A 26266-nucleotide genomic window follows, 5' to 3' on the forward strand; every position below is an offset into this window, starting at 1 on the left:
ACTATTGCTCACGCGATTCACACTTTTTACCAATGGTAATGTGCGGTGCAAAGTTACACGGTTTATGCATTGAGTTAAGTTGATCTTTTATAATGCCTGTCCACGCTGTTTTACATGCGCCAGTAGAGCCCGGCATACAAAAAATAACAGTGTTGTTAGCAAGTCCTGCCAATGCACGAGATTGAATAGTTGAGTTACCAATTTCACCGTACGATATATGTCTAAATAGCTCGCCAAAGCCGTCTACGCTTTTATCAAACAGCGGCGCAAATGCCTCAGGTGTTGAATCACGTTCGGTAAATCCTGTACCACCAGTCACTAAAATAGCGTGAATGGTGTCGTCGGCTATCCACTGCGATGCAATAGCGCGCATTTGGTAAACATCATCTTTTACAATTTCTTTATCCGCTAAGTGATGACCCGCCTCAGTTAGCGCTTTAATTAAGTAATGACCAGAAGTATCGGTAATCGCATCGCGCGTGTCGCTTACTGTAAGTACGGCAATGTTTAAAGGTATTTGTGTATCGTTTGTGTGGCTCATAATGTTCTTCTCAATTGGTTAATGCTTTTGTCAAAATGCTCATTTACAGCTTTAAATTGCGCCGGTGTATTGGTGTTTATTAATGCATGCGCTTTATTACATAAAAGCGTTTGCACACCAATGCTTTGGGTAAACTGTTTTATTGATTTATGACTGCTTGCGTTTGTGAGTATGTGTTTTAAATGATTTTTTACACTGCTTGTATTACGAATATACAGCGGTAGAGGTTCATTTTCAAAGTGCCAAGCATGTATTTGTGACTGATTTAATTGATTGCTCACACTTTGTACGTTATTTGTCTGAGAAGCCAGCACTATTGTGCTTAACAAACTACTCGTAAGTAGAGGCATATCTACCGCAGTAATAAGTAAGTCATGATCAGTGGCTATTAATGTGGAGTAAATACCGCCAAGGGGTCCACTATTTGGGTATATATCTTTAACGTACTTTTCTGAGGGATAATCACTCGGTGAATAATGGCTCGATGACTTGAGCGGATTTATAACATTGCGACTTATAAGTATGTTTTTAGCGCCTGCGTCTTTTAATAAATCACATGCATTGTGCAATAGCGTTTTATTTTTTAAAACTAAATCAGCTTTGTCTGTGCCCATTCTTGATGACTTACCACCAGCAAGCACAACACCTGTAAAATCTCGCTTAACTTTCATATTAGCTTTTATATGAGTATTCACATCAGCTCCCATATTAACCACCTAACATGGCTAAGTGAGTTGTCGCACCTGTTAAGCGTTTATCTAGCTCATGGCTTATTTCTTTATTGCCCATAGCAGCTCGAATAGCCTTTACTGTCGCTGCAGTATCGTCCTCGTTTAGTAGCTCGCGTAAATCGATTCCTTGCTCGGCAAATAAACATAGGTGTAATTTACCCAGCGCCGACACCCTTAAGCGATTACAGCTTTTACAAAAATCTTTGCTGTAAGGCATTATTAAACCAATACGACCATCGTAATCAGGATGACAAAATTCCTCGGCGGGTCCGTTTAGTTTCCCCCTCACAACTTGTAACCAACCTTGGTCGAGTAATTGGGCTTTAACTGTTTGTCCACTTAAGTGGTTTTCTTCAAAAAAGGTTGCGCCGTCACCTGTTTCCATTAGTTCTATAAAGCGCACCGTAACTCTGTGGTGTTTTACCCACGCTAAAAAATCCTTCAATTGGTTTTTATTAAACTGCTTGGCAAGCACCGCATTTATTTTTATATCTTTTATTCCCAGCTCTACCGCGCGTTCAATTCCTTTTAAAATAAGGTTAAGTTTGTCGTGCCCTGTTATGAGTTTAAACATACTCGGATTTAAACTATCAATACTGACGTTGAGCGCATCAAGCCTTGCTTCTGCAAATTCATCAATTTTCTTTAATAAATTAAAGCCGTTGGTAGTAATGGCTACTTTTTCTATGCCGGGCGTGTTTTTACAAAGCTTTATAATATCGGTTACGTCGTTTCGTAAGCATGGTTCGCCACCTGTAATACGCACTTTTTTAGTACCTAGTTCTGCAAACGCATTTACAAGCGTGCTAATTTCATTTTTATTTAAAAAATTACGCGGCGTATCGCACTGATACCCGTTTGGTAAACAATAACTACAACTAAAATTACATACATCGGTTATTGAGAGGCGCAAATAGTTAAACTGCCGACCAAATTGATCATTAAGCATATGCTTCCTTTTTTCTTTACATTACAACAGCAACATCAACATCAACATCAATGCTGCTAGAACCTGCTTTGTAATGTTGTTTTATTAATTGGCTTAATTGCGTTTTACACGAACCGCAGTTCGTTCCACATTTAAGTTCAGACCCCAATTGCTCGACTGTGTTTGCACCGTTTTTAATGGCGTTTATAATTGGTTGCTCTCTTACTTTAAAGCAGCTACACACTTGCATACCTTGGGTAAATTCTTCATCTGGAGTTGCATAAAGCAAAGACTGTAACTGTGTAAACGTCAGTAATGGCTCTGCAAACAAATGGTTTATCCACTCAAGTGATATTTCTTTTTGCTCATTAGATATAACACCAACAAACGCTAATTGATTGTTTTGAATACACTGCACATGCATGGCTTTTGCCGTATTCATAGCCGACCACTGCCCTTGCAAACCAGTTAAGGTTTGGCAGTAATACAGTAAATCACTTTGTGGTTCATTAAGCGCCAACTGATAATTAAAGCAATTACTTGCATTAACTTTGAGCCAAAAATCACTGTTTATAACAAGTTCGTTTTTAGCAAACAGCTGCATATATTGCACATAGGGTGCTTTAACTATATTAACAGCGCCGTGTTTACACTCAGCCTGACCAGATAGTGGGTCAACTACTGATTGATACAGCCCGCTTACTGTTGCTGATGACGCAAATTGCTTGTTCCAATGCATAGGCATAAAGCATTCACCTTTTCGCACCGAATCGGTTACTTTTGCATGCGCGGTAACCTGCCCTGTTTGGGCAATCGCACTTATTAAATCGTTTTGTTTAATTGCTAATTTACTGGCATCAAGTGGATTAATTTCAATGTACGGGCGTGTAATATGCGATGAAAGCGCAGTGCTTTTACCCGTGCGGCTCATGGTATGCCATTGGTCGCGTATACGTCCTGAGTTCATTACAAACGGATAATCACTTGATGTTTGTTGAACAGGTAGTTGCGGCGTTATAGGTATAAAACGCGCCTTTTTATCAGCGGTGCTAAATTGGTTATCTGTAAAAACCTGACCGTTTTTATAAGGCTGATTTTTAACAACAGGCCACATAATGGGTTTTAAGTTATCGTACTGGCTTTTTGTGAGCCCAACTAAACCAGAGAGGTTTAATAATCGGCTGCCGTTATTTTCAAAGTCGGTTAATTGTGCCCATTCTTCAAAAATGCCACTTGGATCTGTAAAATCAAAACCTTCAAAGCCCATTTTTTTAGCAACGTCGCACATAATTTGCCAATCGTTTTTAGCTCCTGAATAAGGCGCTACTAACGGTCGTTGCCTTGATATTCTGCGTTCTGAATTAGTCACAGTGCCATTTTTTTCACCCCATCCAGTTGATGGAAAAGCAACATCGGCGAATTTTAACGTATCACTTTTTGCAATACAGTCAGATACAACAACCAGCTCGCAGGTCTCTAATGCCTTTTTAATTGCAGCGTTATTTGGCAAGCTCACCATTGGGTTTGTTGCCATTATCCACACTGCTTTTATTTTTCCTGCGGCTATTTCATCAAACATATCAATGGCATTGCTGCCTGCTTTTTTAGCGATAGTTGGCGAGAGCCAAAAACGTTGTACAAGTGATTGATGCGCTTCGTTTTCAATATCTAAATGCGCCGCTAACTGATTAGCCAAACCACCTACTTCGCGCCCGCCCATCGCATTGGGTTGCCCAGTAATCGAAAATGGACCGCTACCTGGCTTAAGTAATTTACCTGAGGCTAAATGCGCATTAATAATGGCGTTGCATTTATCTACACCCGAGCTTGATTGATTTATACCCATTGAGTAAAAGCTAATCGCACTTGAGCTTTTAGCAAATAGCGTGTAAAACTCAGTGACTTGCTCAATTGTTATATCGCAAAAGTCGCTAACTGCCTCGCAGCTCCATTTTTGTGCCTCTTGCAGTGCGCTTTCAAAGCCGTTTGTGTGCTGAGCAATAAATTGCGTATCGAGGTGGTTATGCTCATTTAAATAATTAAGCAAACCGTTATAAAGCGCGGCGTCACTGCCTGGTTTTATATTTAAAAATGTGTCGGCAAGCTCAGCTGTGTCAGTTTTACGCGGATCAATAACCACCACCTTCATATTTGGATTAAGCTGCTTTGCACGTTCCATTCGCTGATACAAAACCGGATGAGTCCAAGCTGCATTAGAGCCGATTAAAATAAGCAGCTCAGTTTGCTCTAAATCCTCGTAGGTACACGGCACTACGTCTTCACCAAAAGCGCGTTTATAACCTGCCACAGCAGATGACATACACAGGCGCGAATTTGTATCAATATTGCCTGAGCCTATGTAGCCTTTCATTAATTTATTAGCGATGTAGTAATCTTCAGTAAGTAATTGCCCCGACACATAAAAAGCCACAGCATCGGGGCCGTGCTTTTGTATTATATCGTTAAATTTATTGGCAACATGGTCGGTGGCTTCATCCCACGTAACGGCTTGGTTATTAATAAGAGGCGTCGTTAAGCGATTATCACTGCCTGTCGTGTCGAGCAAATGCGTGCCTTTTACACATAAGCGACCAAAGTTTGCGGGATGCTCTCGCATGCCTTCAAGCTTGGTTGGCACATTATTAAAAAGTGAAATATCAACACCACACCCTACACCACAGTAAGCACATGTTGTTTGTTTTAAACTGGTTTTATTTATAGTTGGTGACGTGTTTGCGGTTGTCATGCTACTGCTCTCTTTTAGTGTGCTTTAATTAGTACGTTTTAATTTATGCAGGTTGCTTTACAGGCTCATTAAGGGTAACTACGTTAATGGTGTTACTAGCTTTTGCGAGTGCGCTGTTTATTACGTTTTGAACGAGTTTTTCACACCCTCCACAACCTGTACTGGCTTTGGTGCTTTGCTGCACACTTGCTAGGTCTATAAAGCCTTTAGCGACTGTTTGTTCAATGGTGTGTTTAGTTACTTTATGACAAGCGCAAATAATAGCGTCATCAGGCAAGTCGTCGGCGCTTAGCTCTGCTATGTCGCCAGCAAGGGGCATAATGAGCGCTTCGGGGGCGGTGGTAAGTTCAATGTCGTTTAAATGATATTGCAGTAAATTATCGTAATCGCTGGTATCGCCAACAAGTACCGCGCCAATCAGCTTATTACTTTGTGAATTAGTGACTACTTTTTTATAAATGCCATTGGGTTGATCCTCAAAATAATAGCTTATTGCGCCTTCGCTTCTTGCATGCGCATCGCCAATAGAGCCTACTTCAACACCCATTAATTTAAGCTTGGTGCTCATATCGGCACCGCTAAATTCATCGGCTTTATTGTCTAAGCCAGTACTTTGCAAAGTACCTTGCTGTGTATCTTGTAAAATATGCCCAACTGCTATTTTAGCCATGGCGTAACCGGGTGCCACTAAGCCAAAAATAAAATTATTCCACAATGCACATTCACCAATTGCGTATATGTTTTTATCACTCGTTTGGCAGTGGTTATTAATTACAATACCGCCGCGCTCACCTAACTCTAAACTAAACTCGCGGGCTAAATTATCATAAGGGCGAATACCCGCAGAAAATACAATCATGTCGGTTTCAAGGGTTTTACCGCCTTTAAAACACATTTTGTAACGGCAACTTTCACCTTCTACTATTTCCTCAGTTGCTACCGATGTATGCACAGTAACGCCCAAATCTGTAATTTTGCTTTTTAGCAACCGACCGCCACCCGCATCAACTTGTACGCCCATAAGTTGCGGTGCAAATTCTATTACGTGAGTGTGTAAACCCAGTTGCTTTAATGCGTTTGCAGCCTCAAGCCCCAGTAAACCGCCACCAATTACCACGCCTACTTTACTACCGTGGGCTGAGTTTTTTATTGCGTGTAAATCGTTAATAGTGCGATAAACAAGGCAATGCTCACGATCTTTACCCGGTATAGGAGGTACAAATGGAAATGAACCTGTAGCAAGCACCAGTTTCTCGTATTCAAACAACTCCCCTTTAGCGGTTGTTACTGTTTGCGCATCACGATTTATATCAACCACTTTAGAATGAGTATGAAAGCACACTTGCCAATCGTCATAGGTTTTACTGCATGTAAGTGCGAGGTCGTCTGCGGTTTTACCTTTAAAAAAGGAAGATAGTTGCACTCGGTCATACGCTAAACGGTCTTCACCGCTCAGTACCGTAATTTCAAATTGTTCATCAGCTTGATTTTGAGAAACTAGCTGCTGCACAAAATGATGCCCGACCATTCCGTTTCCTACCACTACAACACGCTGCTTGCTTAGCATTTACCCACCTCAAAGTGATATCTACTTTAGTAATTGACTAAAATTGAAATCGAATAATTTGTTATAGGATTGTTATAGCAATATGCAAGCCAAATATATAAGCATTTAATATCAGTAAGTTGCCTACTTTGGTGCAGAGGTGCAAAGCGTAAATCCCCACAAGATGGTGCAATTGCACCATCTTGTGTCGCTATAAATTACAAGAGGATATTAGAAGATAGTGAGGGTTAAAATTTAGCACTCATCCATACCCATAATTTTTGAGTATCGACTTTATTAGCAGCAGTATCCCCCGCTGAGTAATCGGCGTATTTAACACCCACTGCGTATTGTTTGTTAATAGGTTTAACGTATTGTACGTTTAGCTCACTGCCTAAATCGTCAACCCCATTTGATTGCTCATTGGCATCAAAACTGTGATAAGCCACCAGCCATTTTCCGTCAAACGCTTTACCATTTAAACTTACGTAAGTGTCGTCCAAGCCTTGAGTGGGTGTATTTAAAAACGTATCTGCCCAACCATTAAATTTATGTAACGTGGCAAGTGGTGTTGCAAACCCGTAATCGCCATTATCAGAGCCAAGTGACTCTATGCCGACTTTTAATGTTACTGTTTTTATACCCAACCCATTTAAATCCACAGCGCCTTCAAGTGCATAATAGTCTGCATCAAAATCGTTCACGCTTGTTGAGGCAGACTGCGTTGCATATTCCGCTTTATAATAAAGTTTTATGTCGTTTAGAGTTTTATTACCGTTAAAAGAAACGCCATAAGTGTCTAAACTGTCGTCTTGTAGTGCATCGTCACTTAATAAATAACTGTATAAAACCACTTTACCGTAGTCGGTTTTAAAGCTTGCATTAATTAGATGATCGGACGATTTAATGTCTTTATCGTCAGCAAATATGCGGTTACGCTTATTTAAATAACTGTATTGTAAATCTATGTTATTAAATGCGTAATTAACGGTTGCGGCATCAAAGGTTTGTCTGTCTTGGCGCCAACCTACGTGCCCAACAAAACGCTGCCCATCAAGTGCTATTATTTGGCGCCCTACTTTTAGCGATAAACCATCGCGTACATATTTAACAAAGCCTTGGTCAATCTCAGTGTTTTCTGGGTCTGCAATAACAGAGTAATTAGTATTTTTCCCCACCGTATTGTTGTAATTATCTACGCCCAATAGGCTGCGAATGTCTTCTACTTCAATAAGGGCTGAAAAGCCATTCACCTCATCTGTTTGATACGTTAAGCGGGTTCTAAGTGTTAAGCCACTTGCATCTTTTAAAGCATTTTCTTGATCAACGCTTTCAAAGCGCAGTCTAAAATCAAGATCAGTTTGCGAAGCTTGGCTTATTGAAGGCGCAGTGAAGCAACCCAGTATAAAAATAATAGGTAAGTTGTTCTTATAATTAAGCATTTTGGTTCTCTAAGTTTTAATTATTAATACACATACCAAAGCAATAAATAAACACAGCGAAATACATTTCCAGACCATCACTGGATCGCGTTTTAGTATTGAGCTTTTATTGGCGGTACTTTCTAAATAAGGGTTAGGTTTATTGATATCGTTTATAAACTCAGAAAAAGCTTGGTATCTGAGCTCAGGTTTAGGGGCAAGCGCCTTCATAAGGGCTTGATCTAACCAAAACGGAATATCGGCTCTGTATTTACGAATACTTGTGTAGTGCCAATGGCTATAATCTTTTGGCGCTACGTGGTTAAGTGGCAGTGGCTTGTAAGGCAATTTTGAGCACAATAACTCGTATGCAATAACGCCAAGTGAAAACAAATCACTTTTAAAATCGGCGTGCATAGTAATAAGTGTTTCGGGTGCGGTGTAGTCGGCAGTGCCTTGCGGGCAATCATCCGCAATTTGTTTAACCGACTCGTCCATAGCCGCAACACTTACTGTGCCGTAATCAATGAGCGTTACTTTTCCGTGCGCATCTATCATTACGTTATCGAGTTTTAAATCGCGATGTACCATATCGAGTCGCTGAAACGCCCTTAGTGCATGTACTATTTGTTCAACAATACTGCGTACTTGGGTTATTTCTGGGTGCGGCACGTCGTGCTTCCAATCACTGAGTGTTTGTCCGTCCATGTACTCACAAATATGATACAAAAAACGACTTTGCGATTGCGTACTCAATACTTTCATTACATTTAAATGGTTTATGCGTTGCCCTACCCAGCCTTCTCTTATAAAGCCTTGAAGGTAGTGCACATCGTCTTCAAAATTAACCGAAGGTGCTTTTAAAACCACTGGCGGTATATCGGGCGCTTGTTGCACTAAATAAATGTGCGAGCGACTACTGGCATGCAATTTACGAATAACCGTGTAGTCATCAATTTTTTGCCCAACATTAAGCGCTGGTGGAATTTTGCGACGAGTTAGCGAATGATAAAGCTCATCTAGTTTTTGCTCAGCAATGTTTTCTACTTTTACCAGTAAACAACTTACGTTGTCGTCACTGCCTCGTGCTAATGCAAGTTCGGTAATTGCTTTAGCTGCATTTTCTAAATTAGTGTGCTCATTAATTAATTTAGCTATATCACTACTTGGGAGCACATCGTGTACGCCATCGCAGGTTAATATATAAATATCGTTTGCTTTTAGGTCAACTTCGTAAACATCTATTTCTTGATGAAGTTGTGCGCCAAGCGCACGTGTTAGCGTGTCGTTTACTTTGTGATCCCGTGTTATCGCCTCTATTTTAGTCCCGCGTAGGCGCGTAATACGCGTATCACCTAAGTGAAATATATAACCCGTTGCCGACTTTAAAATAAGCGCTGTAAAAGTCGTCATCCAATCAGCTTGGCGCTGACCTAAGTGATTGTAATTAACCGATTGCGAATACAGCCACTGATTTAAACTTGCTAGCACCTTCGACACTGACTTTTTAACCGCCCAACTTTCGGGGGTATTTAAATACTCATTTATAAAATGAGTAACCGAAAGTTGAGACGCTTGTTTCGCATTTTTTGCTGATGAACACCCATCGGCTAAGCAGGCAATAACGCCTTTAGACTCTTTTTCTTGCGCTTTGGTATTAAGAGCTGCAAACGCATCTTGGTTTTCTGCTTTTAACCCTTTAGCGCTGTGCCCGCCAAATGAAACGTTGAGTTCATTTTTGAGTGCTTTAGCGTGGAGTGTTTCATCAAACATAGTCAATAATGCCTTAAGTCACTGAAATAAGTTCAACGGTGCCGTCTTCATTTACTTCGGTAATATGGCCATCTGGTTCTCTCATAAAAAACAGTGCAGCTAGACCAAGTAATGCACTACCCGCAATAATGAAAAAGAAAGTTTGATAATCAACAAGTGACAATGCCGTTAAGTACACTACTGCACCTACATTACCGTAAGCACCTGTCATTCCAGCTATTTGCCCAGTTAAACGACGCTTAATTAGCGGTACTGCGGCAAATACAGCGCCTTCACCAGCTTGCACAAAGAACGAACACGCCATAGCCGCAACAACTGCAAGCCATAAAGGCCAAGATGCATCAACCAAGCCCATTACAAAATAACCAACAGCAAGACCCGTTGTAAGTACAATAAGGGTAATACGGCGACCTAATTTATCTGAAATCCAACCGCCACCTGGGCGAGATGCTAAGTTCATAAATGCATAAGCTGAGGCTAAAATACCCGCGTACACCATATCAAGCGCAAACACATCCATAAAAAATAGCGGTAACATAGATACAACTGCAAGCTCAGAACCAAAAGTTGTAAAATATAAAATATTTAAAACAGCCACTTGCTTAAATTCATAACGATGAGACTCAGGTACAGGCTCTTTAAAAATATGACCATTTACGTCAAAGGTTTTATACACTTCGTAAATATAAAGCAGAACTAAAAAAGCATACACGGCAAGTACAAAGTTAGCCGAAATTAGGTTAGCACCGGTTGGTGAAAGCTTCCAAGTAAGTAATGCTAGTGCACCATACATAGGGATTTTCATAATAAGAAGTAATACAAAGTCGCCTTTACTGGTTACTTCCATTGCGCCTACTTTTTTAGGCTTAAAGTATGTACCGCCTTTTGGTGTATCGGTTACATTTAAGTACCAAATAATACCAAATATAACGCTTAATACACCCGTTAAACCTACTGCGTAACGCCAACCATCTTCGCCACCAAACATAAGTGCAATAATTGGCAATAACATAGCCGCTGCTGCTGAACCAAAGTTACCCCAGCCGCCATAAATACCTTCTGCTATGCCCAGCTCGTTAGCAGGAAACCATTCACTCACCATACGAATGCCCACAACAAAGCCAGCACCAATAAAGCCTAGCGCAAAACGCGCTATAGCGGCTTGTTCAAATGTGGTTGCCATAGCAAACATAAAACACGGAATACTACAGGTAATAAGTAGCGCGGCATAAACAATCCGGGGACCAAATTTATCGGTCAGCATACCCACCACAACACGGGCAGGAATAGTTAACGCTACATTTAAAATTAGTAATGTTTTAACTTGTGCCATGGTAATACCAAGCGAGCCCGCAATTGCACCTAATAAAGGAGCATGGTTAAACCATACAAAAAATGACACAAAAAAGACCATCCAACTCAGATGTAATACTTTCATTTTTCCTTTAAAGGATATTAAGTTAAATCCAGAACTCGGTTGCATGTTTATTTCCTCGTAAACGTATTATTGTTTTATAAATGCCCCACTCTTTTATATGAGTAGTAGCTCAAACTTTGTTAAATTTTAGTTAACCAAACACAGCAATTACTGAGCCACTAATTAAAAACCATATATTTCAGCTAGTTATATGTATTTATTATTTTAATGCGTTATAGTTGCACTATATGAGTGAGGGGGTAAGGGCTGTTACAGTGCAAATAAAAAGCGTTACTACTTGCTCTAGGATTTAACAAATTGGTATTGTTCAAAAAAAGTATGAGATATTTAAAAATGCAAAAAGCACCGTTAACGTACCAACAGCAACTACGCTATTCTCGGCATATTATGCTGCCGCAGCTTGATATAGACGGACAAGAGAAACTATGGCAATCGCATGCTTTAATTATTGGTGTGGGTGGGCTTGGTTGCGCGGTAGGTCAATACTTAGCGGCATCTGGCGTTGGCACGCTTACCTTAGTTGATAACGATGAAATAGACGTGACCAACCTGCAAAGGCAAATACTGTATAAAGAAAGCGACATTGGTAGCTCAAAATGCAGTGTTGCTAAAAAACAGCTTAACGCGCTTAATAGTGAAATAAACATAAATACTATTGAGGCATTTTTTGATGCAAATACCTCTACAGAGCAGCTATTTAATAACATTGATATAGTAATTGATTGCTCAGATAACCTAGCAACGCGTAATGCACTTAATAGCGCCTGTTTTAAAGCTAAAGTTCCGCTAGTGTCAGGCTCTGCAATACGAATGGAAGGACAAGTCGCGTGTTTTACTATGGATGAAAACAGTCATTGTTATGGTTGTTTATCGCAATTTTTTAGTGAACAAACACAAAGCTGCTCTGAATCCGGTGTGCTCTCTCCTATTGTGGGGCTAATAGGTAGTATTCAGGCAACTGAAGCGCTAAAAATGCTTGCTGGTTTGCCAAGTGGCTTAGACAAACACTTATTGCTGGTGGATGGTTTAAGCATGGAGTTTAATCGTTTTAAAATAGCTAAAAACAGTCAATGTGCGGTGTGCAGCATTTAGTTATTCTAGATTACTGATTGTTGTATAAAGCACATCGCCAACTTTAAAGTTGTTTTTGTCCCACACTCGCCTTGAAGCCAAGCCAAACAAAGTTTGCCCGTCAACATTAAGCGTTAACTGCCACTTATTATTAATAAGCTCAGCCTGAGTTAATACCGACCTTAAAACATTACTGTGCGTTGTTTGCTCAGGCTTTAACACACTAAGCGACATTTGCTCACTTTCTATAATTAGCTTATTACTGCTATCGACAAGTGCAGGAAGCACAAAAAGCGGTTGCTCACTTTGCTGTAATTGCAGTTGATATAGCCCGTAGTCTTTATCAAATTTAACCACATCGTAATTAATTAAGCTCAGCGGTGTTTGCCTGTCGTTTGCGTAAATAGCCTTTGCAACGTGCGCACTTGCACCTTGGTTTATCACCTTACCTTTATCAAGCTGAATAAGGGTATCGCAGCAAAATAGCAGCTCTTTTAATGAGTGACTTACTATTATAAATTTAATATTAAACTTAACGGCTAACTCATTGAGTTTAGTGAGCGTTTTAAAACGCAATGACCAATCAAGCGCACTAAAAGGCTCATCAAGCATTATAAATTTTTGACCGGCAAGCAAAGTGCGCGCAAATACTACACGCTGGCGCTCGCCACCCGATAAGCTTTGTACATCACGATTTAGTAAATCTTGTAATTCAAGTGTTTTAACAACGTATTGAAGCGTTAAGCTGGTTTGCTTATTTTCGCAGTGTTTTTGTGTAAACGCTAAATTACCTGCCACATCTAAATGAGGAAACAACGGGCACGATTGCAACTGAAGCGTTATACCGCGTTTATCACTTGGCAACTCATGCACTGGCTGATTATTAATATGAACACTTTTTGCAGGCTCTAAACCACTAATACAACGCAGTAATGTTGACTTACCGGAGCCTGAAGGACCGTAAACACCCAATACATTAAACGACTCAAGCTCAAGGTTTATATCTAAATCAAAATTATTGAGTGCTTTAAAAAGGCTTAACTTAATCATGTTATTGCTTAACCCCTACAATGCTTTTATTAAACTTAAATAACAGCACTAAACAGGCAAACGAAATAGCCAGTAAAATAAGTGAAAGCTGATGCGCCGCCGTATAATTTAACGATTCAACATGGTCATAAAGCGCAATAGACACCACCTGTGTTTGCCCCTGAATATTACCGCCAATCATTAATACCAAACCAAATTCACCCAATGTATGCGCAAAGCCTAAAGCAAATGCGCTACCAATACTGGGTTTTAAAAGCGGAATAATTAAATGCACAAAGCGTTTAAATGGGCTTAATCCAAGCGCAATGGCAGCTTCGTTATAGGTTTGATTAATATGCTTAAACCCAGCCACAAGCGGCTGCATTACAAAAGGCAGCGAATAAAAAAGCGAGCCAATAACCACGCCCTGAAAACTAAACGCAAGCTGCGTACCCGTTAGCCAAAACCAAAAATGCCCAAAAGCGTGATCAGGCGAAAACAAAACAAGTAAATAAAACCCTAACAACGTAGGCGGTAGCACTAAAGGCATTGCAATTAATGCCTCTAAAAATGGTTTAAATTTACCGTTATAGCCAGCGAGCTTGTAAGCCAGAGGAATACAAAAAATAAGAAGAAGTACTGCGGTTATAAAGGCAAGTTTTATAGTTAACCACAGCGCGGTTAAATCACTTTGAAGCATTGTTGTCCTTTATTCTGTAACCTAATTCAATTAACTGCTGCTGCGTAGCTTCTGCCATTAAAAATTGCATAAGTTGCTTAGCGCTAGCATGTTTTTTAGTCGAGCTAATAATAACGCCTTGTTGAATTATATCGGGATATTGATTGGTAGGCAGCACGGTATAATCTAAATATTTTTGATCTTGCGTGTTATGGTAAGCCGCCTTTAGGGATGAAACAGCCACCAGCCCTACTCCTACATTACCACTTTGCACAAACTGAAACGCATGCGTAATATTATTCCCGTACACATAATTTATTGGTTTTTTAAAATGGTTATTCGCGTAGTGCTCTGAGGCACGTCCGTATGGTGAAAAACGCGGATTAGCAATGGCTACTTTATCATTTACTTTTTCAGCTTTGGGTTGCCACAAAGCAAGTTCGCCTAACGCGTAAGTGATCAAACTACTTTGCTCGGCATAACCTTCTTTAATAAGCGATTGCGGGCGAAAATCGTCGGCCGATAAAAACACATCAAATGGCGCGCCATGCACTATTTGCGAATATAAAACACCGCTAGAAGCGGCTGATATTTTCACGTCAACATTAGGTAATGGGGATTTTTTTAGTAGGGTTTCCAATACAGTTTTAAAATTACTCGCTACGGCTACATGCAGCGTTTCTTTTGCGTTTACGCTGCACGAAAGCATGCATATCACACACAAAAAATAACCCAACCATGTATTGTAAAGCTTTGACATTATAAGTATTGTTTCAAAATAAAATGATTTAAGTAAGCAATATATATGAACGATGTTTGCAATGCACCCGGTTTATTACCAATTGAAACTGCAATACAAAATATACTTGGCACAATAACGCCTGTTAAAGACGTTGAAACCATTTCTATAATGCAAAGTGTTGATCGCGTTTTAGCAAGCGATGTTAAGTCAACTATAAACGTACCCGCTCATAACAACTCAGCAATGGATGGCTATGCGCTGTGTATTTCAGATAAAAGCTTAACCTACACACAAGTAGGCAGCGTGTTTGCAGGTCAAGTTTTTGAAGGAACACTTACCCCAGGGCAATGCGTAAGAATAATGACCGGCGCCGCCATTGCACCAGGCGCTAACGGCGTTGTAATGCAAGAAAACGCCTCGGTAGATGGCGATAAAATTACGTTCACCGCGCAACCAGAGCTAAATGAAAACGTGCGTTTTGCTGGCGAAGATATTGCTATAGACGATGTTATTTTAAAAGCAGGCGATAAATTAAAAGCCGTTGATGTGGGGTTACTTGCATCGTTAGGGATTGCCAATATAGACGTGGTGAGAACTTTGAAAATAGCCGTACTTTCTACAGGCGATGAGCTAATTGAACCTGGTCAGCCTCTTAAGCAAGGCGCTATTTTTGAAAGTAACCGCGCTGTTATTATTAGTGCGCTGCAACAAAAAAATATCGACGTGCTTGATTTAGGAATTATCCCTGATGACAAAGACCTCATCACCAATGCATTTTTAAAAGCGAATGAACTCGCCGATGCCGTAATAAGCTCAGGCGGCGTATCGGTTGGAGAAGCCGACTTTACTAAAGAAGTGCTCAACGAAATTGGCGAAATTCACTTTTGGAAAATAGCCATGAAACCAGGCAAACCTTTTGCCTTTGGTAAACTAAGTAACAGTTACTTTTTTGGCTTGCCAGGTAACCCTGTGTCGGCTGCTGTTACGTTTAATCAGTTAGTAGAGCCTGCACTGCAAAAGCTGTCGGGTCTTGGTGAAGTAAATCCTAAAATGCGATTTAACGCGGTTACTACATCCGTTATTAAAAAGCGCCCTGGCAGAGCTGACTTTCAACGCGGTACTGCAACAATTAACGAGCAAGGTGACTTAGTGGTTGCCCCGTTTAATAAACAGGGCTCGGGTGTACTTTCGTCGCTTAGTAAAGCTAACTGCTTAATTGTAGTGCCAGCACAAAGCGGCAATATCGAAAAAGGCGCAACAGTAAGTATTGAGTTGCTATAAAATATTGAGGTGTTATAAAGCCTAACATGCTACAGCTAACTGTATAATTTAGCTGTAGCGCTACTCTAATTTAAAATATTTTTATGTTTAGAGTTTGGATTAAACAGTTTAACTTTTCGCTACGTCCTACAAACTCTTCTTTGCTCAACCTATTAACACACTTCAGCGCATTTTTAGTCGCAAAGTATCTATCATAACTTAGGCTTCTTTCGCATTTAACACTATACGTTGAGGGCCAAGAGCCTCCGGCACCCGTTGCTATGCCAACAACGTTACATGTAGCATCTATATACTGCTCCCATGCTTTTATTTGCGCTTTAACTGCATCTACTTGGTAATCATCAGTTAGTTGCGGGTAGATCTCATCCATCATTTTACTGATTTTAGTTTTGTATCTATTGCCCTCTAAATTATAAGTATTGCCCGTGTGCATTGCACCGCCTTCTGGCCAATCATCAGTACTTTGTGCAAATGCGCCAAATGATGAAATAGCAAAAGCAAACCCAATAATAATTTTATTCATTTTAAATCCCTTTAATACCAATCTGCTTATATATGGGGTCTATTTAACGTTAAGAAAATTACGCTAGAACTAGGCAAAAATTTTTGTATCTAGTTGTTCTAAATAAAAAATTTTTAACAACGTTATAGTGCAATTTAATTCGTTAAATTGATCAAAGATTTATGCAGGTTGGTATAATAGTTAGACCAGATACCTGTAAAAAACGCCTATAAAAAATGCCGCTAAGCTTAACTGAGCGGCATTATATTATTCAATAAGCTTTTAAAGAGGCCTATTAAAAACCAAATATTTTTAAATCAAAAAACTTAGTCGCCACTGTATTTATAAATATTACAGCTAGAATGACAGGAATAAACGTTGAAAGTGAAAAGTTAACGTACTTTTCCATCAAGCTTCCCGCATAATTAGGCGAACCTAAGCTTAGCTCTTGTGTTAAGCGTGCTTTTTTCCAGCGGTACATTACAAACAAACACACCATTAAGCCATTAAGCGGTAAAATTGTGTCGTAAAATACATCAACAATAATATCAAAAAAGCTCTTACTAACGCCGCCATAACTGGTGAAAGATGTAAGGCTGTCAATCATACCAAACGACATTGTACATAAAATAGTAAGTACACCGGTTGAAAGTGTAAGGATGCCCAGTGCTTTTTTACGGCTAATACCTTTACGGTCGCTTAGTGTTGCTGTCGGTACCTCCACTATTGAAACAAGTGAAGTAATCGCTGCAAAAAATACCAATAAAAAGAATGAGAACGCAACAATAGACGCACCTACATAGCCAATATCATTTTGCAGTGCTAATAATATTTTAGGTAGGTATACAAAAATCATTGATACGGACGAGTCAGAAAGTGCTGATGGGTCTGTATTTGGGTCAAAGCTAAATATCGCTGGCAACACCATTAGCCCCGCTACAAACGCAACGAGTGAGTCAGTAATAGCAACCATTTTAGCGCTACTGACAATGTCATCCTTTTTAGAAATATACGATGCGTAAGTCATTAAGATACCCATGCCCAAAGATAGCGAGAAAAACGCTTGGCTTAATGCGCCATTTAAGACACTTGCATTCATTTTAGAAAAATCAGGAATAATATAGTATTTAACACCGGCCATTGCGTTATCAAGCGTTAATACATAAGTAACTAGAGCTAGTAGCATAACTAATAAAGCGGGCATTAAAAATTTGGCGGCTTTTTCTATGCCTTGTTTAACACCACCTAACAAAATTAAGTTCACCATAATAACCACAACAGCCATATAACCAAACACAGTGTAACTATTAATAAAAACACCAAAGTGGCCAGGATCTGCAAGTAAATCTAAATTACCGAGGCCTGTTTGCGTTAAATAACCAAAGATCCAAACCGTAATCACCATATAAAATACAGCAATCATAAATGGTGTAAGCACCGCAAAAAAACCAGCTAACTTCCATTTTTTATCGTTATTAGATAATAGTTTGTACGAACCAAGTGGATCTTTTTGAGCGTTACGACCCATTGCCATTTCAGCCATCATGACTGGTAAACAAATGAATATGACAAATAAAGCGTAAATTAATAAGAATGCGCCACCACCATTTTTAGTAGCAGAAACCGGAAAACCAACTAAATTACCAATACCAACAGCTGAACCGGCCGCTGCCATTATGAATCCAAGGCGGGAACTAAATCGTTCTCTATTTTCGCTCATGCATAAAACCTTTTTATTATTTTGTATATTTCAGCGACTCTACCAGTGTTACACAGAGATTTTCAAGCAATTACAGCTTAAAAATAAAATCGAAGTGTAAACCTGTGTAAATACGCTTTTAATTCACCAATTTTCAACGCTGTGGTAGTATTGCGTTAATCAAATTTAACAATTTTTATGAGATTCCTTATGTTGTACATGATTCACTCAACAGACGTTGAAAACAGCTTAGAGCTTAGAAAAGCAGCACGCCCGGCACATTTAGCACGCCTTAGTGAGCTTGATTCACAAAACCGTCTACTTACCGCCGGTCCATTACCGGCAGTCGATAGTGAAGATCCTCAAGAAGCAGGTTTTACCGGTTCATTAGTGGTTGCTGAATTTGAATCAATTGAAGCAGCTCGAGAGTGGGCAGCAGCAGACCCTTACGTTGCCGCTGGCATCTATGAAAATACAATTGTTAAACCTTTTAAAAAGGTATTTCCTGCTTAAAAAGTATTAAACCCTAGAGCGTGCGTTGCACTGTAATTCAGGGTTTGTTCACAGGTTTTTAATTAAAATTATCAGGATAAAAACGAATTTACCGTTTTTACTTGAATTTTAGTAACTTAGTTAATTAAACTAAGTGAGTCTGGTCTAGGAGTTTTCCATTATGCGCGTATTATTAAGCCTCGGTTTTATTGCTTGTGTTAGCTTAGCTAACTTTAGTCAAGCAGCAACCGCCACCCAAGCATCTCATGCTGAGGTGGACAAAAAGAAAGCCGTAATACTCGCAAAGAAAACAATTGGCGGTAAGACCTTAAAAATTACCGAAAAGACAGATTTTTATACCGTACGAATACTCAAATCTGACGGCCACGTCGTTGATTTACATATAAATAAAAAAACCGGCGAAGTGAAAAAGGATTAACAAATGCGAATTTTAGTTATTGAAGACGATTTACATTTAGCAGATAACCTACGTAATGCTTTAGAAAAAGAACGTTACAGCGTGGATTTATGTCACGATGGTGAAGCAGGTCTTTTCCACATTACAGAATACCCGCTTGATATGGCCGTAGTTGATTTAGGTTTACCTAAAATAGACGGTATTGAGCTAATCAATAAAGCACGAGCACAAGGCATTACTATTCCTATTTTAATCTTAACAGCGCGCGATCGCTGGCAGGATAAAGTAGAAGGTTTAGATGCAGGTGCTGATGACTACCTTACCAAACCATTTCATGTTGAAGAACTTATCGCACGTTGTAATGCATTAATTCGTCGCAGTGCTGGTAAAGCAAATCCAGAAATGACTGCGGGCCCAATTAAAATTCATACACGTTCACAACAAGTATGGGTTGATGATAAAGAGCTTAGCCTTACAGCTTACGAGTATAAAGTACTTGAATACTTAATGGTAAATCCGCAAAAAGTAATTTCTAAATCAGAACTTACTGAGCATATTTACGACCAAGATTTCGACCTTGATTCAAACGTAATTGAAGTATTTGTACTACGTTTGCGTAAAAAGCTTGACCCTGATGGCGTGCTAAACCCAGTAGAGACACTACGTGGGCGTGGTTACAGGCTTAAAAGCCAGTGGTAATACCGCAAATATCGTTAAAAATAAGGCAAGGATTTATCCTTGTCTTTGTTTTATTAGTCGCGCTCCCTATCTTATTTTATTCAATTGGCAAAGCGTATTACGCTTCACTTGTTGATGCGACAGAAAAAACTCTCGAAGCACAGCTTTACTCGCTAATATCTGAAGTCGACTTTACTGAGCATGGTATTATTATGCCCAGCACTATTTTAGCGCCTGAGTTAAACAGATTAAATTCAGATACCTACGCTATGATTTACCGCGATGATGATCCTGTTTGGAACTCAGAATCGGCTGTAAACTTAAACTATGTACCTCAACAAATAGAAACCAAAGCCGGTGCTGCCGATTTCAGGCGCGTGGAGTATAATAACACCGCGTACTGGCAACTTAGCCTGACTGTAATTTTAAATAACATAGATCAATCAGAACAAGCTCGCTTTATATTAGTTAAACGTAATGACGCTCTGCTTCGTTTAATGGATGGCTTTAAGCAAACCCTTGTAGATTGGATGTTTATAATGGGCATTGCAATTGCAGGCCTTATGGCGATTGGTTTTATTTGGAGCGCTCGCCCACTCCAACGACTCGATAAAGAAATAAAAGCAATTGAATCGGGTGATATTCAAGAAATTAAAGGCCTCTACCCTGTAGAACTGCAAACAATAAAAGCAGACCTAAACTTGCTACTTGAGTCGCAACAGCGCCAAAAAGAACGTTACAGAGCCTCATTAAGCGACCTTGCTCATGCTCTTAAAACACCGCTTGCTGTATTAAAATCAAGTCCATTGGCAAACGATGCCGATGCACAAGAACAACTCGACCGAATTAATGTGATGATCGAGCACCAATTAAAGCGTGCTGCAACCGGTGCATCAGACACGTGGAAAAAACAAACACCTATTAAGCCAGTACTCGATTCAATACTCAGTGCTATGGCAAAAGTGTACCGTGATAAAGATATTATTTTTACCTGCACCGTAACTGAAAAAGATTACTTTTTAGGTGACCAAACAGATTTAATGGAATTACTTGGCAACCTGATTGATAACGCCTGTAAAGCGTGTCGCTCACAAGTAGCAATACAAGTTATTCAAAGCAAAACTTTGTGTATTGGAATTAGCGATGATGGCCCTGGCGTACCAGAGGACAAACGTGAATCTCTACTTACACGGGGTACTCGTCTGGATACATACGAAAGTGGACACGGCGTAGGGATGGCAATTGTATCTGACTTGGTTAAGTCCTATCGCGGTACACTTACCATTACAGAAGCTGATAACTTAGGCGGCGCTCAATTTATTTTAGAGTTTAATTACAATGACAAAAAGTAACCATTTATTACAACTAACTGCCATTGTGTTATTAGCTTCAAGCCAATACAGCTTTGCAGATGAGACATGTACTTTAGCCGCTAAAGCAACAACCGATGAAGCTAAGCGATATATTCAATGCCTAGATAGCCAAATTGATAAAGCAAAACAAGCACAAGGTAGTTGGATACAAAAGCGTAAATATGAGCTAACTCAATCACAAGAAAGCACAGGCAATACGCAAGTGCTGCCGTTATTTATGCGCAGCATTAAAAATAATGAAAAGTACCTTGAGAGCGCCTGCCAATGGCGTTACTTAATAAAACTTCCTAATGCGATAACCGCAGCCATTAGCTATAAACTGTGTGAAATTGAGCTTATAAATCAATTTACAGAATCACTAAAACACCCATTTTGACGTAACTTAAGCACACTAAACTAGTTACGTTTCTTTACTCACTCCCTTTAGCTTACTTGACAATTTATTCATATCAAAACAAACTACCTACTAGTAGATTGCTAAAAACTAATGGATAAACAGATGACTAAACCAGTAATTATTATAGGTGGCGGACTTGCTGGTTTGTACAGTGCGTATAAATTACAACTACTTAATATTGAGTACTTATTATTAGAAGCTAAATCGCAATTAGGTGGCCGAATTTTTGCCGCGCAATCACCAATAAATAACGATGTTAGTTTTGATTTGGGTCCTACGTGGATATTTCCCCACCAACCAAAAATTCAAGCGCTAATTAAGTCACTCAACTTAAGTATATTTGAGCAATACAATAAAGGTGATGTGTTATATCAAGCACCTAACTCCAAGCAACCTCAACAAATTGCAGGCGCTGGAGATATGCAACTATTTAGACTCAAACATAGCATGAATACCTTAATAACTGCCTTATACGAGAAACTTAATCCTAATTCAGTGCTATTAGAACACAATGTCATTGAGCTTAAAAAGAACGATAATAGCTGGCAAGTTACTGTTAATCACTTAGGCAATATAAAGCACTTTACTACTGGCAAATTAATTTCAGCAATTCCTCCTCGTATGGTTACAACGCATTTAACACCTGAACTATGGGCGACTCCAACACTCATAAACCGCCTTAGTAGTGTACCTACATGGATGGCAGGACAAGCCAAGTTTATAGCTACTTTTGAACATGCATTCTGGCGTGATAAAAACTTATCTGGGCAAAGCTTTAGCCGCGTAGGCCCTATGGTAGAAATTCACGATGCTAGTGCTGAGGATAGTAATTACGCCGCATTATTTGGCTTTATAGGTGTGCCCTACTTATCACGAAACCAAGTAACTCAAGAGCAATTAATTCAAGCCTGTGCCCAACAGCTCAGCTACTTTTATGGTAAGGATGCTGAAAAGGCAACCGGATACTTTATTAAAGACTGGGCAGAGGATAAATTTGTAGCTAATAAAGACGATCAAACTCAGCCTTCACAGCACCCAGAATTTGATTTTTCAAACTTGGAAGAGCAATTAAGTAACCTCAATATTCATTTTGTAGCGAGTGAGTTTGCAAAACAAGAAGCAGGATATTTAGAAGGCGCAATATACGCAGTGGATGACGCTATTAAATCGTTTATTAATTAATAGCCCTGTATTTATTGATAACTTAACCATCAAGGGTTTTAATTTTACAGCCCTTGATGGTTATAAATGTTAGTTATTTTTAGTAACGTCTTCACCACTGCCCAGTAAAGTGGCAACCCACTTGCCCTCTGCACTGGCTTCTAGGGCTATTTTTACAATCATTGTTAATGGTACAGATAAAAGCATACCCACAGTGCCTAATAACCAGCCCCAAAATATTAATGATAAAAACACCACTAACGTTGAAAGACCCAGCCCTTTGCCCAAAAATTTAGGCTCTACAATATTACCCATTACCGTATTTATTGTTAAATACCCTGCAGCAACAAGTCCTGCCACTAATGGGCCTTGAGTAATAAGGGCAAGTAATACAGCTGGTACAGCCGCAATAATTGAACCTATATTTGGAATGTAATTGAACATAAATGCCAACACGCCCCAAAGCACAAAGTAGTCAACGTCTAAAATCCATAAGTAAAACGCAGCAATAATACCCGTCCCTAAACTTACTAGCGTTTTAATTGCCAAGTATGAATTAATAGATTCTAAAAAGCGGTCAATTTGCTTCATTTTACTATCAGGGTCTTCAAGTGCCATATGTATTTTCTTGCTCAGCATTGGCCCTTCAAACAGCATAAAAACAACCGTTAAAATAATTAAAAACATGTTTGCCATTACGCCACCTAACCCAGTGAGCATATTAGTGGCCACATCAACCATTTTGCCAGGGTCGAACATATTAATTAACTGATCTTTATTGATCAGTATGTTGTATTGAGATGCTAAATCGACCAGCCACACAAACTCTTCTTTAAGTTGTGTTTTATACTCAGGAAGCTGCTGAGAAAAGTCGTTGATAGATTGCCCTACAAGCCCGCCAAGGCTTACCCCTAAGCCAACTATAATCAGCACGACCAACATAACAGCAATGCCTTTAGGAATTTTGTAGCGCGCAAAAAACTTGATAAGCGGGTTACAAATAATGGCAATAAATGCCGCCAAAATAAACGGAATAATAATTACACTCGCGGCTTTTATTCCAGCGAGGACCACTACTAAGGAAGCAAAAACTATTAAGCTTTTATTTACTCCAGTTAAACTTGCCAATTTATTAATCCTTTTATTAACTATATCGTCCCAGTGTAAGGCAAAAGGTAATTAAATGAAATAATTACGAAGTGATCATAAAAGCCTGTTTTACGTATAAATTTGCAAAGCTGTTTGCTAGCGAGTATGTTTTTTAATCACTTGCTTCTATTTTATTGTAAGGATGAATAATGCATATATTTATAACTGGCGCGACCGGATTAATTGGTAAGCACTTATGCCCTTTTTTACTTCATCATAATACTGTTACTGTACTTAGCCGCATTCCAACTAAAGCAAACGTATTATTAGGCCACAAAGTTAAAGCCGTAAGTGACATTAGTGATGTTGACTTTAACACTGTTGATATCGTTATTAATCTCGCTGGCGAGCCGATTGTAAATAAACGCTGGAGCGACAAACAAAAGCAAATAATACGAAACAGTCGTATTGATATTACACAGCAAATTAGTCAAGCGATTAAAGCCTGTAGTATACCCCCGCATACTTTTATATCTGGCAGTGCAATTGGTTTTTATGGTCGACAAAATAGTAATCCTATTGATGAAACTTTTGAACGCCCACACGATGAATTTAGCCACCAGCTTTGTAAAGACTGGGAAAATGCAGCACTACTCGCCCAATCAGAACAAACCAGAGTATGCCTTTTGCGAACGGGTATTGTTTTAGCTAAAAAAGGAGGTGCACTTGGAAAAATGTTACCTGCTTTTAAATTATGCCTGGGTGGCCCGATTGGTAATGGCGAGCAAGGCATGTCGTGGATACACATCGACGATATGATTCAGCTAATACTCTTTATTATTAAACACCCAGAAATATCAGGCCCTGTTAACGCAACAGCACCCAACCCTGTAAGCAATGCTCAATTTAGTAAAAGCTTAGGCGAGGCGCTCTCTCGACCTGCATTTATCACTATGCCAACCCCAGTACTTAAACTATTAATGGGTGAAATGTCAGACTTACTAACAACGGGGCAATTTGTAATCCCTAAAAAGGCACTCGTTAACAATTATCGTTTTCATCATCCTGATATAAAATCGGCTTTAGAGAGCTTGGTTTAGCGGGCGTTAATATTCGTTCAGTTAAAATCCCTTTCAAATTAGATACATGGGTAAATTACTACTTTTTACCCATATTGACCTTTAAACATTAATACATAATAATCAGCAAGTTTTCCACACCAACCACGCCTATCTTTAATAAAAGAGAATCTTAAATGCTACACCTGCCTACTGTGATCAGTCTCTCTTTTATTCTTAACGTATTAATAGGCTTGTTTTTTTTATCCGTACATAACTTTAAAAAACAAACATCATTTTTATTATTTGGCCTAGCATGCATTACCTTTGCATTTGCCGAGTTACTTGCCTGTTTAAAGTTAGTAATAGACGCGCCTTTTATTACACACTATTTGGCTGATATTTTTATATTACTAAGTCCATTATTAATTATTATTGGGTTAAATAAATATAAGCACAGTAAGGCACTAAACTTAAAACCTCTTTATTGTCTCCTTGGATTAACGGGGGTTGCTTTATTACCCATATATTCAGACCCTGCAGGGCAAATGCTGACAAGCTTAATTATTTCGGTTTTATACCTATATTCCGCATATATTATTAAGCAGATGAACTTTGTAGCCACTTTGCAAAAAAAAGCGCTGATAGTTTGTTTTTCAATTCACAGCATTTTAATGCTCATACAAACAACACTATTGGCAATATCTATTTTTAGTATTAATTCGCCAAACTACATAGAGCCACTGCAACTTATCTTAAGTAGTCATTTAATTTTGGCCACTTGTAGCGCACTAATATTGCCATACCTGCTGGCTTCTAATACAGAGCATACACTTTCAAGCCTTGCTAACACCGATACTTTAAGCCAATTACTTAATCGCCGTGGCTTTTTTACAAAAAGTAAAGAAGCACTAAGTGATCCTAAAAATATAGACAAAAATGTGTCTGTTATTTTGCTCGATATTGATTTTTTTAAACGTGTAAACGATCAGTTTGGTCACGAAGCGGGCGACCACGCAATTAAGTGGATATCTCACTTTATTAAAGAGCAATTTTTAAATGTAGGTATTAGTGCCAGAATTGGCGGAGAAGAATTTGCCATTTTACTACCTGATTACACCCTTGGTGCAGCAAAAAGTGATGCTGAGCTATTAAGAAAGAATATAAGCACTCAAGCTTTTTATCATGAAAATCAGCATATAAAACTTTCCGTAAGCGCTGGGGTAAGTAATGCAATTAATGGGAATGCAACTATAAAAGAACTGCTCGCTTATGCCGATAAACGCCTTTACTTAGCTAAAGAAACTGGCCGAGACAAAGTAGTAACCTTTGATGAAAAAAACTTACTCACGAAAAGTTAATTGCTTTTAAGTGACTTATAAGCGCATTAAAAACAACTATATTTAAACTACCATATTTTATCTAGCTAACATCTATCCATAAAAAAAGCCCTTCATTAGAAGGGCTTTGGTA

At 39.1% G+C, this 26266-nt stretch carries 24 protein-coding genes; 10 read left to right on the forward strand and 14 right to left on the reverse strand.

The window, feature by feature from the left end:
• Nucleotide 1 precedes the first annotated feature (1 nt).
• The 8 genes from moaB to AC5NT5_RS09745 form a co-directional block, all read right to left on the reverse strand.
• Entirely contained in the window at nt 2-541 is a 540-nt protein-coding gene (gene moaB, locus AC5NT5_RS09710; RefSeq protein WP_494512921.1) for a molybdenum cofactor biosynthesis protein B, read from the reverse strand.
• Entirely contained in the window at nt 538-1212 is a 675-nt protein-coding gene (gene mobA, locus AC5NT5_RS09715) for a molybdenum cofactor guanylyltransferase (protein ID WP_494513223.1), read from the reverse strand. The genes moaB and mobA overlap by 4 nt, the downstream gene beginning before the upstream one ends.
• 37 nt (nt 1213-1249) lie before the next feature.
• The gene (gene moaA / locus AC5NT5_RS09720) at nt 1250-2221 is read right to left on the reverse strand and encodes a GTP 3',8-cyclase MoaA (RefSeq protein ID WP_494512920.1); all 972 of its coding nucleotides are present in this window, start codon (nt 2219-2221) and stop codon (nt 1250-1252) included.
• Between the two features lie 16 nt (nt 2222-2237).
• Nucleotides 2238-4946, reverse strand: a complete 2709-nt coding sequence (locus tag AC5NT5_RS09725; RefSeq protein WP_494512919.1) for a nitrate reductase — start codon at nt 4944-4946, stop codon at nt 2238-2240.
• 43 nt (nt 4947-4989) lie between these two features.
• Entirely contained in the window at nt 4990-6513 is a 1524-nt protein-coding gene (locus AC5NT5_RS09730) for an FAD-dependent oxidoreductase (RefSeq protein ID WP_494512918.1), read from the reverse strand.
• A gap of 227 nt (nt 6514-6740) precedes the next feature.
• The gene (locus tag AC5NT5_RS09735) at nt 6741-7934 is read right to left on the reverse strand and encodes an alginate export family protein (protein WP_494512917.1); all 1194 of its coding nucleotides are present in this window, start codon (nt 7932-7934) and stop codon (nt 6741-6743) included.
• Between the two features lie 9 nt (nt 7935-7943).
• Nucleotides 7944-9686 carry a bifunctional protein-serine/threonine kinase/phosphatase gene (locus tag AC5NT5_RS09740; RefSeq protein WP_494512916.1) on the reverse strand — a complete coding sequence of 581 codons (1743 nt, stop codon included), beginning with the start codon at nt 9684-9686 and terminating at the stop codon, nt 7944-7946.
• A 13-nt stretch (nt 9687-9699) separates the two neighbouring features.
• Nucleotides 9700-11169 (reverse strand): NarK family nitrate/nitrite MFS transporter, encoded by a 1470-nt coding sequence (locus AC5NT5_RS09745; RefSeq protein ID WP_024595623.1) that lies wholly within the window; start codon nt 11167-11169, stop codon nt 9700-9702.
• A gap of 288 nt (nt 11170-11457) precedes the next feature.
• On the opposite strand from AC5NT5_RS09745, the gene moeB reads away from it, so the two are divergent.
• The gene (gene moeB / locus AC5NT5_RS09750; RefSeq protein ID WP_024595622.1) at nt 11458-12216 is read left to right on the forward strand and encodes a molybdopterin-synthase adenylyltransferase MoeB; all 759 of its coding nucleotides are present in this window, start codon (nt 11458-11460) and stop codon (nt 12214-12216) included.
• Here moeB and AC5NT5_RS09755 read toward each other — a convergent pair whose 3' ends face one another.
• From AC5NT5_RS09755 to modA, 3 genes are read right to left on the reverse strand one after another with little or no spacing between them, the layout of a single operon-like run.
• Nucleotides 12217-13245: an ATP-binding cassette domain-containing protein gene (locus AC5NT5_RS09755; protein ID WP_024595621.1), complete on the reverse strand. Its 1029-nt coding sequence runs from the start codon at nt 13243-13245 to the stop codon at nt 12217-12219.
• Nucleotide 13246: 1 nt separating this feature from the next.
• Nucleotides 13247-13924: a molybdate ABC transporter permease subunit gene (modB, locus tag AC5NT5_RS09760; protein WP_494512915.1), complete on the reverse strand. Its 678-nt coding sequence runs from the start codon at nt 13922-13924 to the stop codon at nt 13247-13249.
• Nucleotides 13911-14612, reverse strand: a complete 702-nt coding sequence (gene modA, locus AC5NT5_RS09765; protein ID WP_494512914.1) for a molybdate ABC transporter substrate-binding protein — start codon at nt 14610-14612, stop codon at nt 13911-13913. Before modA ends, modB begins: the two co-directional genes overlap by 14 nt.
• Before the next feature lie 96 nt (nt 14613-14708).
• Between modA and moeA the strand changes: the two genes are divergently transcribed.
• Nucleotides 14709-15926, forward strand: coding sequence for a molybdopterin molybdotransferase MoeA (gene moeA, locus AC5NT5_RS09770; RefSeq protein WP_182769805.1), 1218 nt, complete (start codon nt 14709-14711; stop codon nt 15924-15926).
• Between the two features lie 70 nt (nt 15927-15996).
• Here the strand turns inward: moeA and AC5NT5_RS09775 are convergent, their stop codons facing one another.
• Nucleotides 15997-16449: a lysozyme inhibitor LprI family protein gene (locus AC5NT5_RS09775; protein ID WP_024599117.1), complete on the reverse strand. Its 453-nt coding sequence runs from the start codon at nt 16447-16449 to the stop codon at nt 15997-15999.
• A gap of 274 nt (nt 16450-16723) precedes the next feature.
• Nucleotides 16724-18148, reverse strand: coding sequence for a sodium-dependent transporter (locus AC5NT5_RS09780; RefSeq protein WP_024606454.1), 1425 nt, complete (start codon nt 18146-18148; stop codon nt 16724-16726).
• Nucleotides 18149-18337: 189 nt separating this feature from the next.
• On the opposite strand from AC5NT5_RS09780, the gene AC5NT5_RS09785 reads away from it, so the two are divergent.
• From AC5NT5_RS09785 to AC5NT5_RS09810, 6 genes are all read left to right on the forward strand, one after another.
• Nucleotides 18338-18640 (forward strand): YciI family protein, encoded by a 303-nt coding sequence (locus tag AC5NT5_RS09785; protein WP_024599115.1) that lies wholly within the window; start codon nt 18338-18340, stop codon nt 18638-18640.
• A gap of 160 nt (nt 18641-18800) precedes the next feature.
• Nucleotides 18801-19058 (forward strand): PepSY domain-containing protein, encoded by a 258-nt coding sequence (locus AC5NT5_RS09790; RefSeq protein WP_024594903.1) that lies wholly within the window; start codon nt 18801-18803, stop codon nt 19056-19058.
• A 3-nt stretch (nt 19059-19061) separates the two neighbouring features.
• Nucleotides 19062-19736 carry a response regulator transcription factor gene (locus AC5NT5_RS09795; protein ID WP_002959806.1) on the forward strand — a complete coding sequence of 225 codons (675 nt, stop codon included), beginning with the start codon at nt 19062-19064 and terminating at the stop codon, nt 19734-19736.
• Nucleotides 19730-21067 carry an ATP-binding protein gene (locus AC5NT5_RS09800; protein WP_002959804.1) on the forward strand — a complete coding sequence of 446 codons (1338 nt, stop codon included), beginning with the start codon at nt 19730-19732 and terminating at the stop codon, nt 21065-21067. The genes AC5NT5_RS09795 and AC5NT5_RS09800 overlap by 7 nt, the downstream gene beginning before the upstream one ends.
• Entirely contained in the window at nt 21054-21464 is a 411-nt protein-coding gene (locus tag AC5NT5_RS09805; RefSeq protein WP_494512913.1) for a hypothetical protein, read from the forward strand. The genes AC5NT5_RS09800 and AC5NT5_RS09805 overlap by 14 nt, the downstream gene beginning before the upstream one ends.
• Nucleotides 21465-21587: 123 nt before the next feature.
• Entirely contained in the window at nt 21588-22667 is a 1080-nt protein-coding gene (locus AC5NT5_RS09810) for a flavin monoamine oxidase family protein (protein ID WP_494512912.1), read from the forward strand.
• A gap of 69 nt (nt 22668-22736) precedes the next feature.
• On the opposite strand, the gene AC5NT5_RS09815 is transcribed toward AC5NT5_RS09810, so the two are convergent.
• Entirely contained in the window at nt 22737-23774 is a 1038-nt protein-coding gene (locus tag AC5NT5_RS09815; RefSeq protein WP_024595420.1) for an AI-2E family transporter, read from the reverse strand.
• 170 nt (nt 23775-23944) lie between these two features.
• Between AC5NT5_RS09815 and AC5NT5_RS09820 the strand changes: the two genes are divergently transcribed.
• Nucleotides 23945-24835 (forward strand): TIGR01777 family oxidoreductase, encoded by an 891-nt coding sequence (locus AC5NT5_RS09820; RefSeq protein ID WP_494512911.1) that lies wholly within the window; start codon nt 23945-23947, stop codon nt 24833-24835.
• Nucleotides 24836-24990: 155 nt separating this feature from the next.
• Nucleotides 24991-26154 (forward strand): GGDEF domain-containing protein, encoded by a 1164-nt coding sequence (locus AC5NT5_RS09825; protein WP_182692543.1) that lies wholly within the window; start codon nt 24991-24993, stop codon nt 26152-26154.
• Nucleotides 26155-26266 lie beyond the last annotated feature (112 nt).

Source organism: Pseudoalteromonas sp. J2K-J599 (assembly GCF_059295115.2).

Coding starts and splice junctions, on each gene's coding strand:
- moaB (WP_494512921.1), bottom strand. CDS start 541: ATGAGCCACACAAACGATACACAAATACCTTTAAACATTGCCGTACTT.
- mobA (WP_494513223.1), bottom strand. CDS start 1,212: ATGAAAGTTAAGCGAGATTTTACAGGTGTTGTGCTTGCTGGTGGTAAG.
- moaA (WP_494512920.1), bottom strand. CDS start 2,221: ATGCTTAATGATCAATTTGGTCGGCAGTTTAACTATTTGCGCCTCTCA.
- AC5NT5_RS09725 (WP_494512919.1), bottom strand. CDS start 4,946: ATGACAACCGCAAACACGTCACCAACTATAAATAAAACCAGTTTAAAA.
- AC5NT5_RS09730 (WP_494512918.1), bottom strand. CDS start 6,513: ATGCTAAGCAAGCAGCGTGTTGTAGTGGTAGGAAACGGAATGGTCGGG.
- AC5NT5_RS09735 (WP_494512917.1), bottom strand. CDS start 7,934: ATGCTTAATTATAAGAACAACTTACCTATTATTTTTATACTGGGTTGC.
- AC5NT5_RS09740 (WP_494512916.1), bottom strand. CDS start 9,686: ATGTTTGATGAAACACTCCACGCTAAAGCACTCAAAAATGAACTCAAC.
- AC5NT5_RS09745 (WP_024595623.1), bottom strand. CDS start 11,169: ATGCAACCGAGTTCTGGATTTAACTTAATATCCTTTAAAGGAAAAATG.
- moeB (WP_024595622.1), top strand. CDS start 11,458: ATGCAAAAAGCACCGTTAACGTACCAACAGCAACTACGCTATTCTCGG.
- AC5NT5_RS09755 (WP_024595621.1), bottom strand. CDS start 13,245: ATGATTAAGTTAAGCCTTTTTAAAGCACTCAATAATTTTGATTTAGAT.
- modB (WP_494512915.1), bottom strand. CDS start 13,924: ATGCTTCAAAGTGATTTAACCGCGCTGTGGTTAACTATAAAACTTGCC.
- modA (WP_494512914.1), bottom strand. CDS start 14,612: ATGCTTTCGTGCAGCGTAAACGCAAAAGAAACGCTGCATGTAGCCGTA.
- moeA (WP_182769805.1), top strand. CDS start 14,709: ATGAACGATGTTTGCAATGCACCCGGTTTATTACCAATTGAAACTGCA.
- AC5NT5_RS09775 (WP_024599117.1), bottom strand. CDS start 16,449: ATGAATAAAATTATTATTGGGTTTGCTTTTGCTATTTCATCATTTGGC.
- AC5NT5_RS09780 (WP_024606454.1), bottom strand. CDS start 18,148: ATGAGCGAAAATAGAGAACGATTTAGTTCCCGCCTTGGATTCATAATG.
- AC5NT5_RS09785 (WP_024599115.1), top strand. CDS start 18,338: ATGTTGTACATGATTCACTCAACAGACGTTGAAAACAGCTTAGAGCTT.
- AC5NT5_RS09790 (WP_024594903.1), top strand. CDS start 18,801: ATGCGCGTATTATTAAGCCTCGGTTTTATTGCTTGTGTTAGCTTAGCT.
- AC5NT5_RS09795 (WP_002959806.1), top strand. CDS start 19,062: ATGCGAATTTTAGTTATTGAAGACGATTTACATTTAGCAGATAACCTA.
- AC5NT5_RS09805 (WP_494512913.1), top strand. CDS start 21,054: ATGACAAAAAGTAACCATTTATTACAACTAACTGCCATTGTGTTATTA.
- AC5NT5_RS09810 (WP_494512912.1), top strand. CDS start 21,588: ATGACTAAACCAGTAATTATTATAGGTGGCGGACTTGCTGGTTTGTAC.
- AC5NT5_RS09820 (WP_494512911.1), top strand. CDS start 23,945: ATGCATATATTTATAACTGGCGCGACCGGATTAATTGGTAAGCACTTA.
- AC5NT5_RS09825 (WP_182692543.1), top strand. CDS start 24,991: ATGCTACACCTGCCTACTGTGATCAGTCTCTCTTTTATTCTTAACGTA.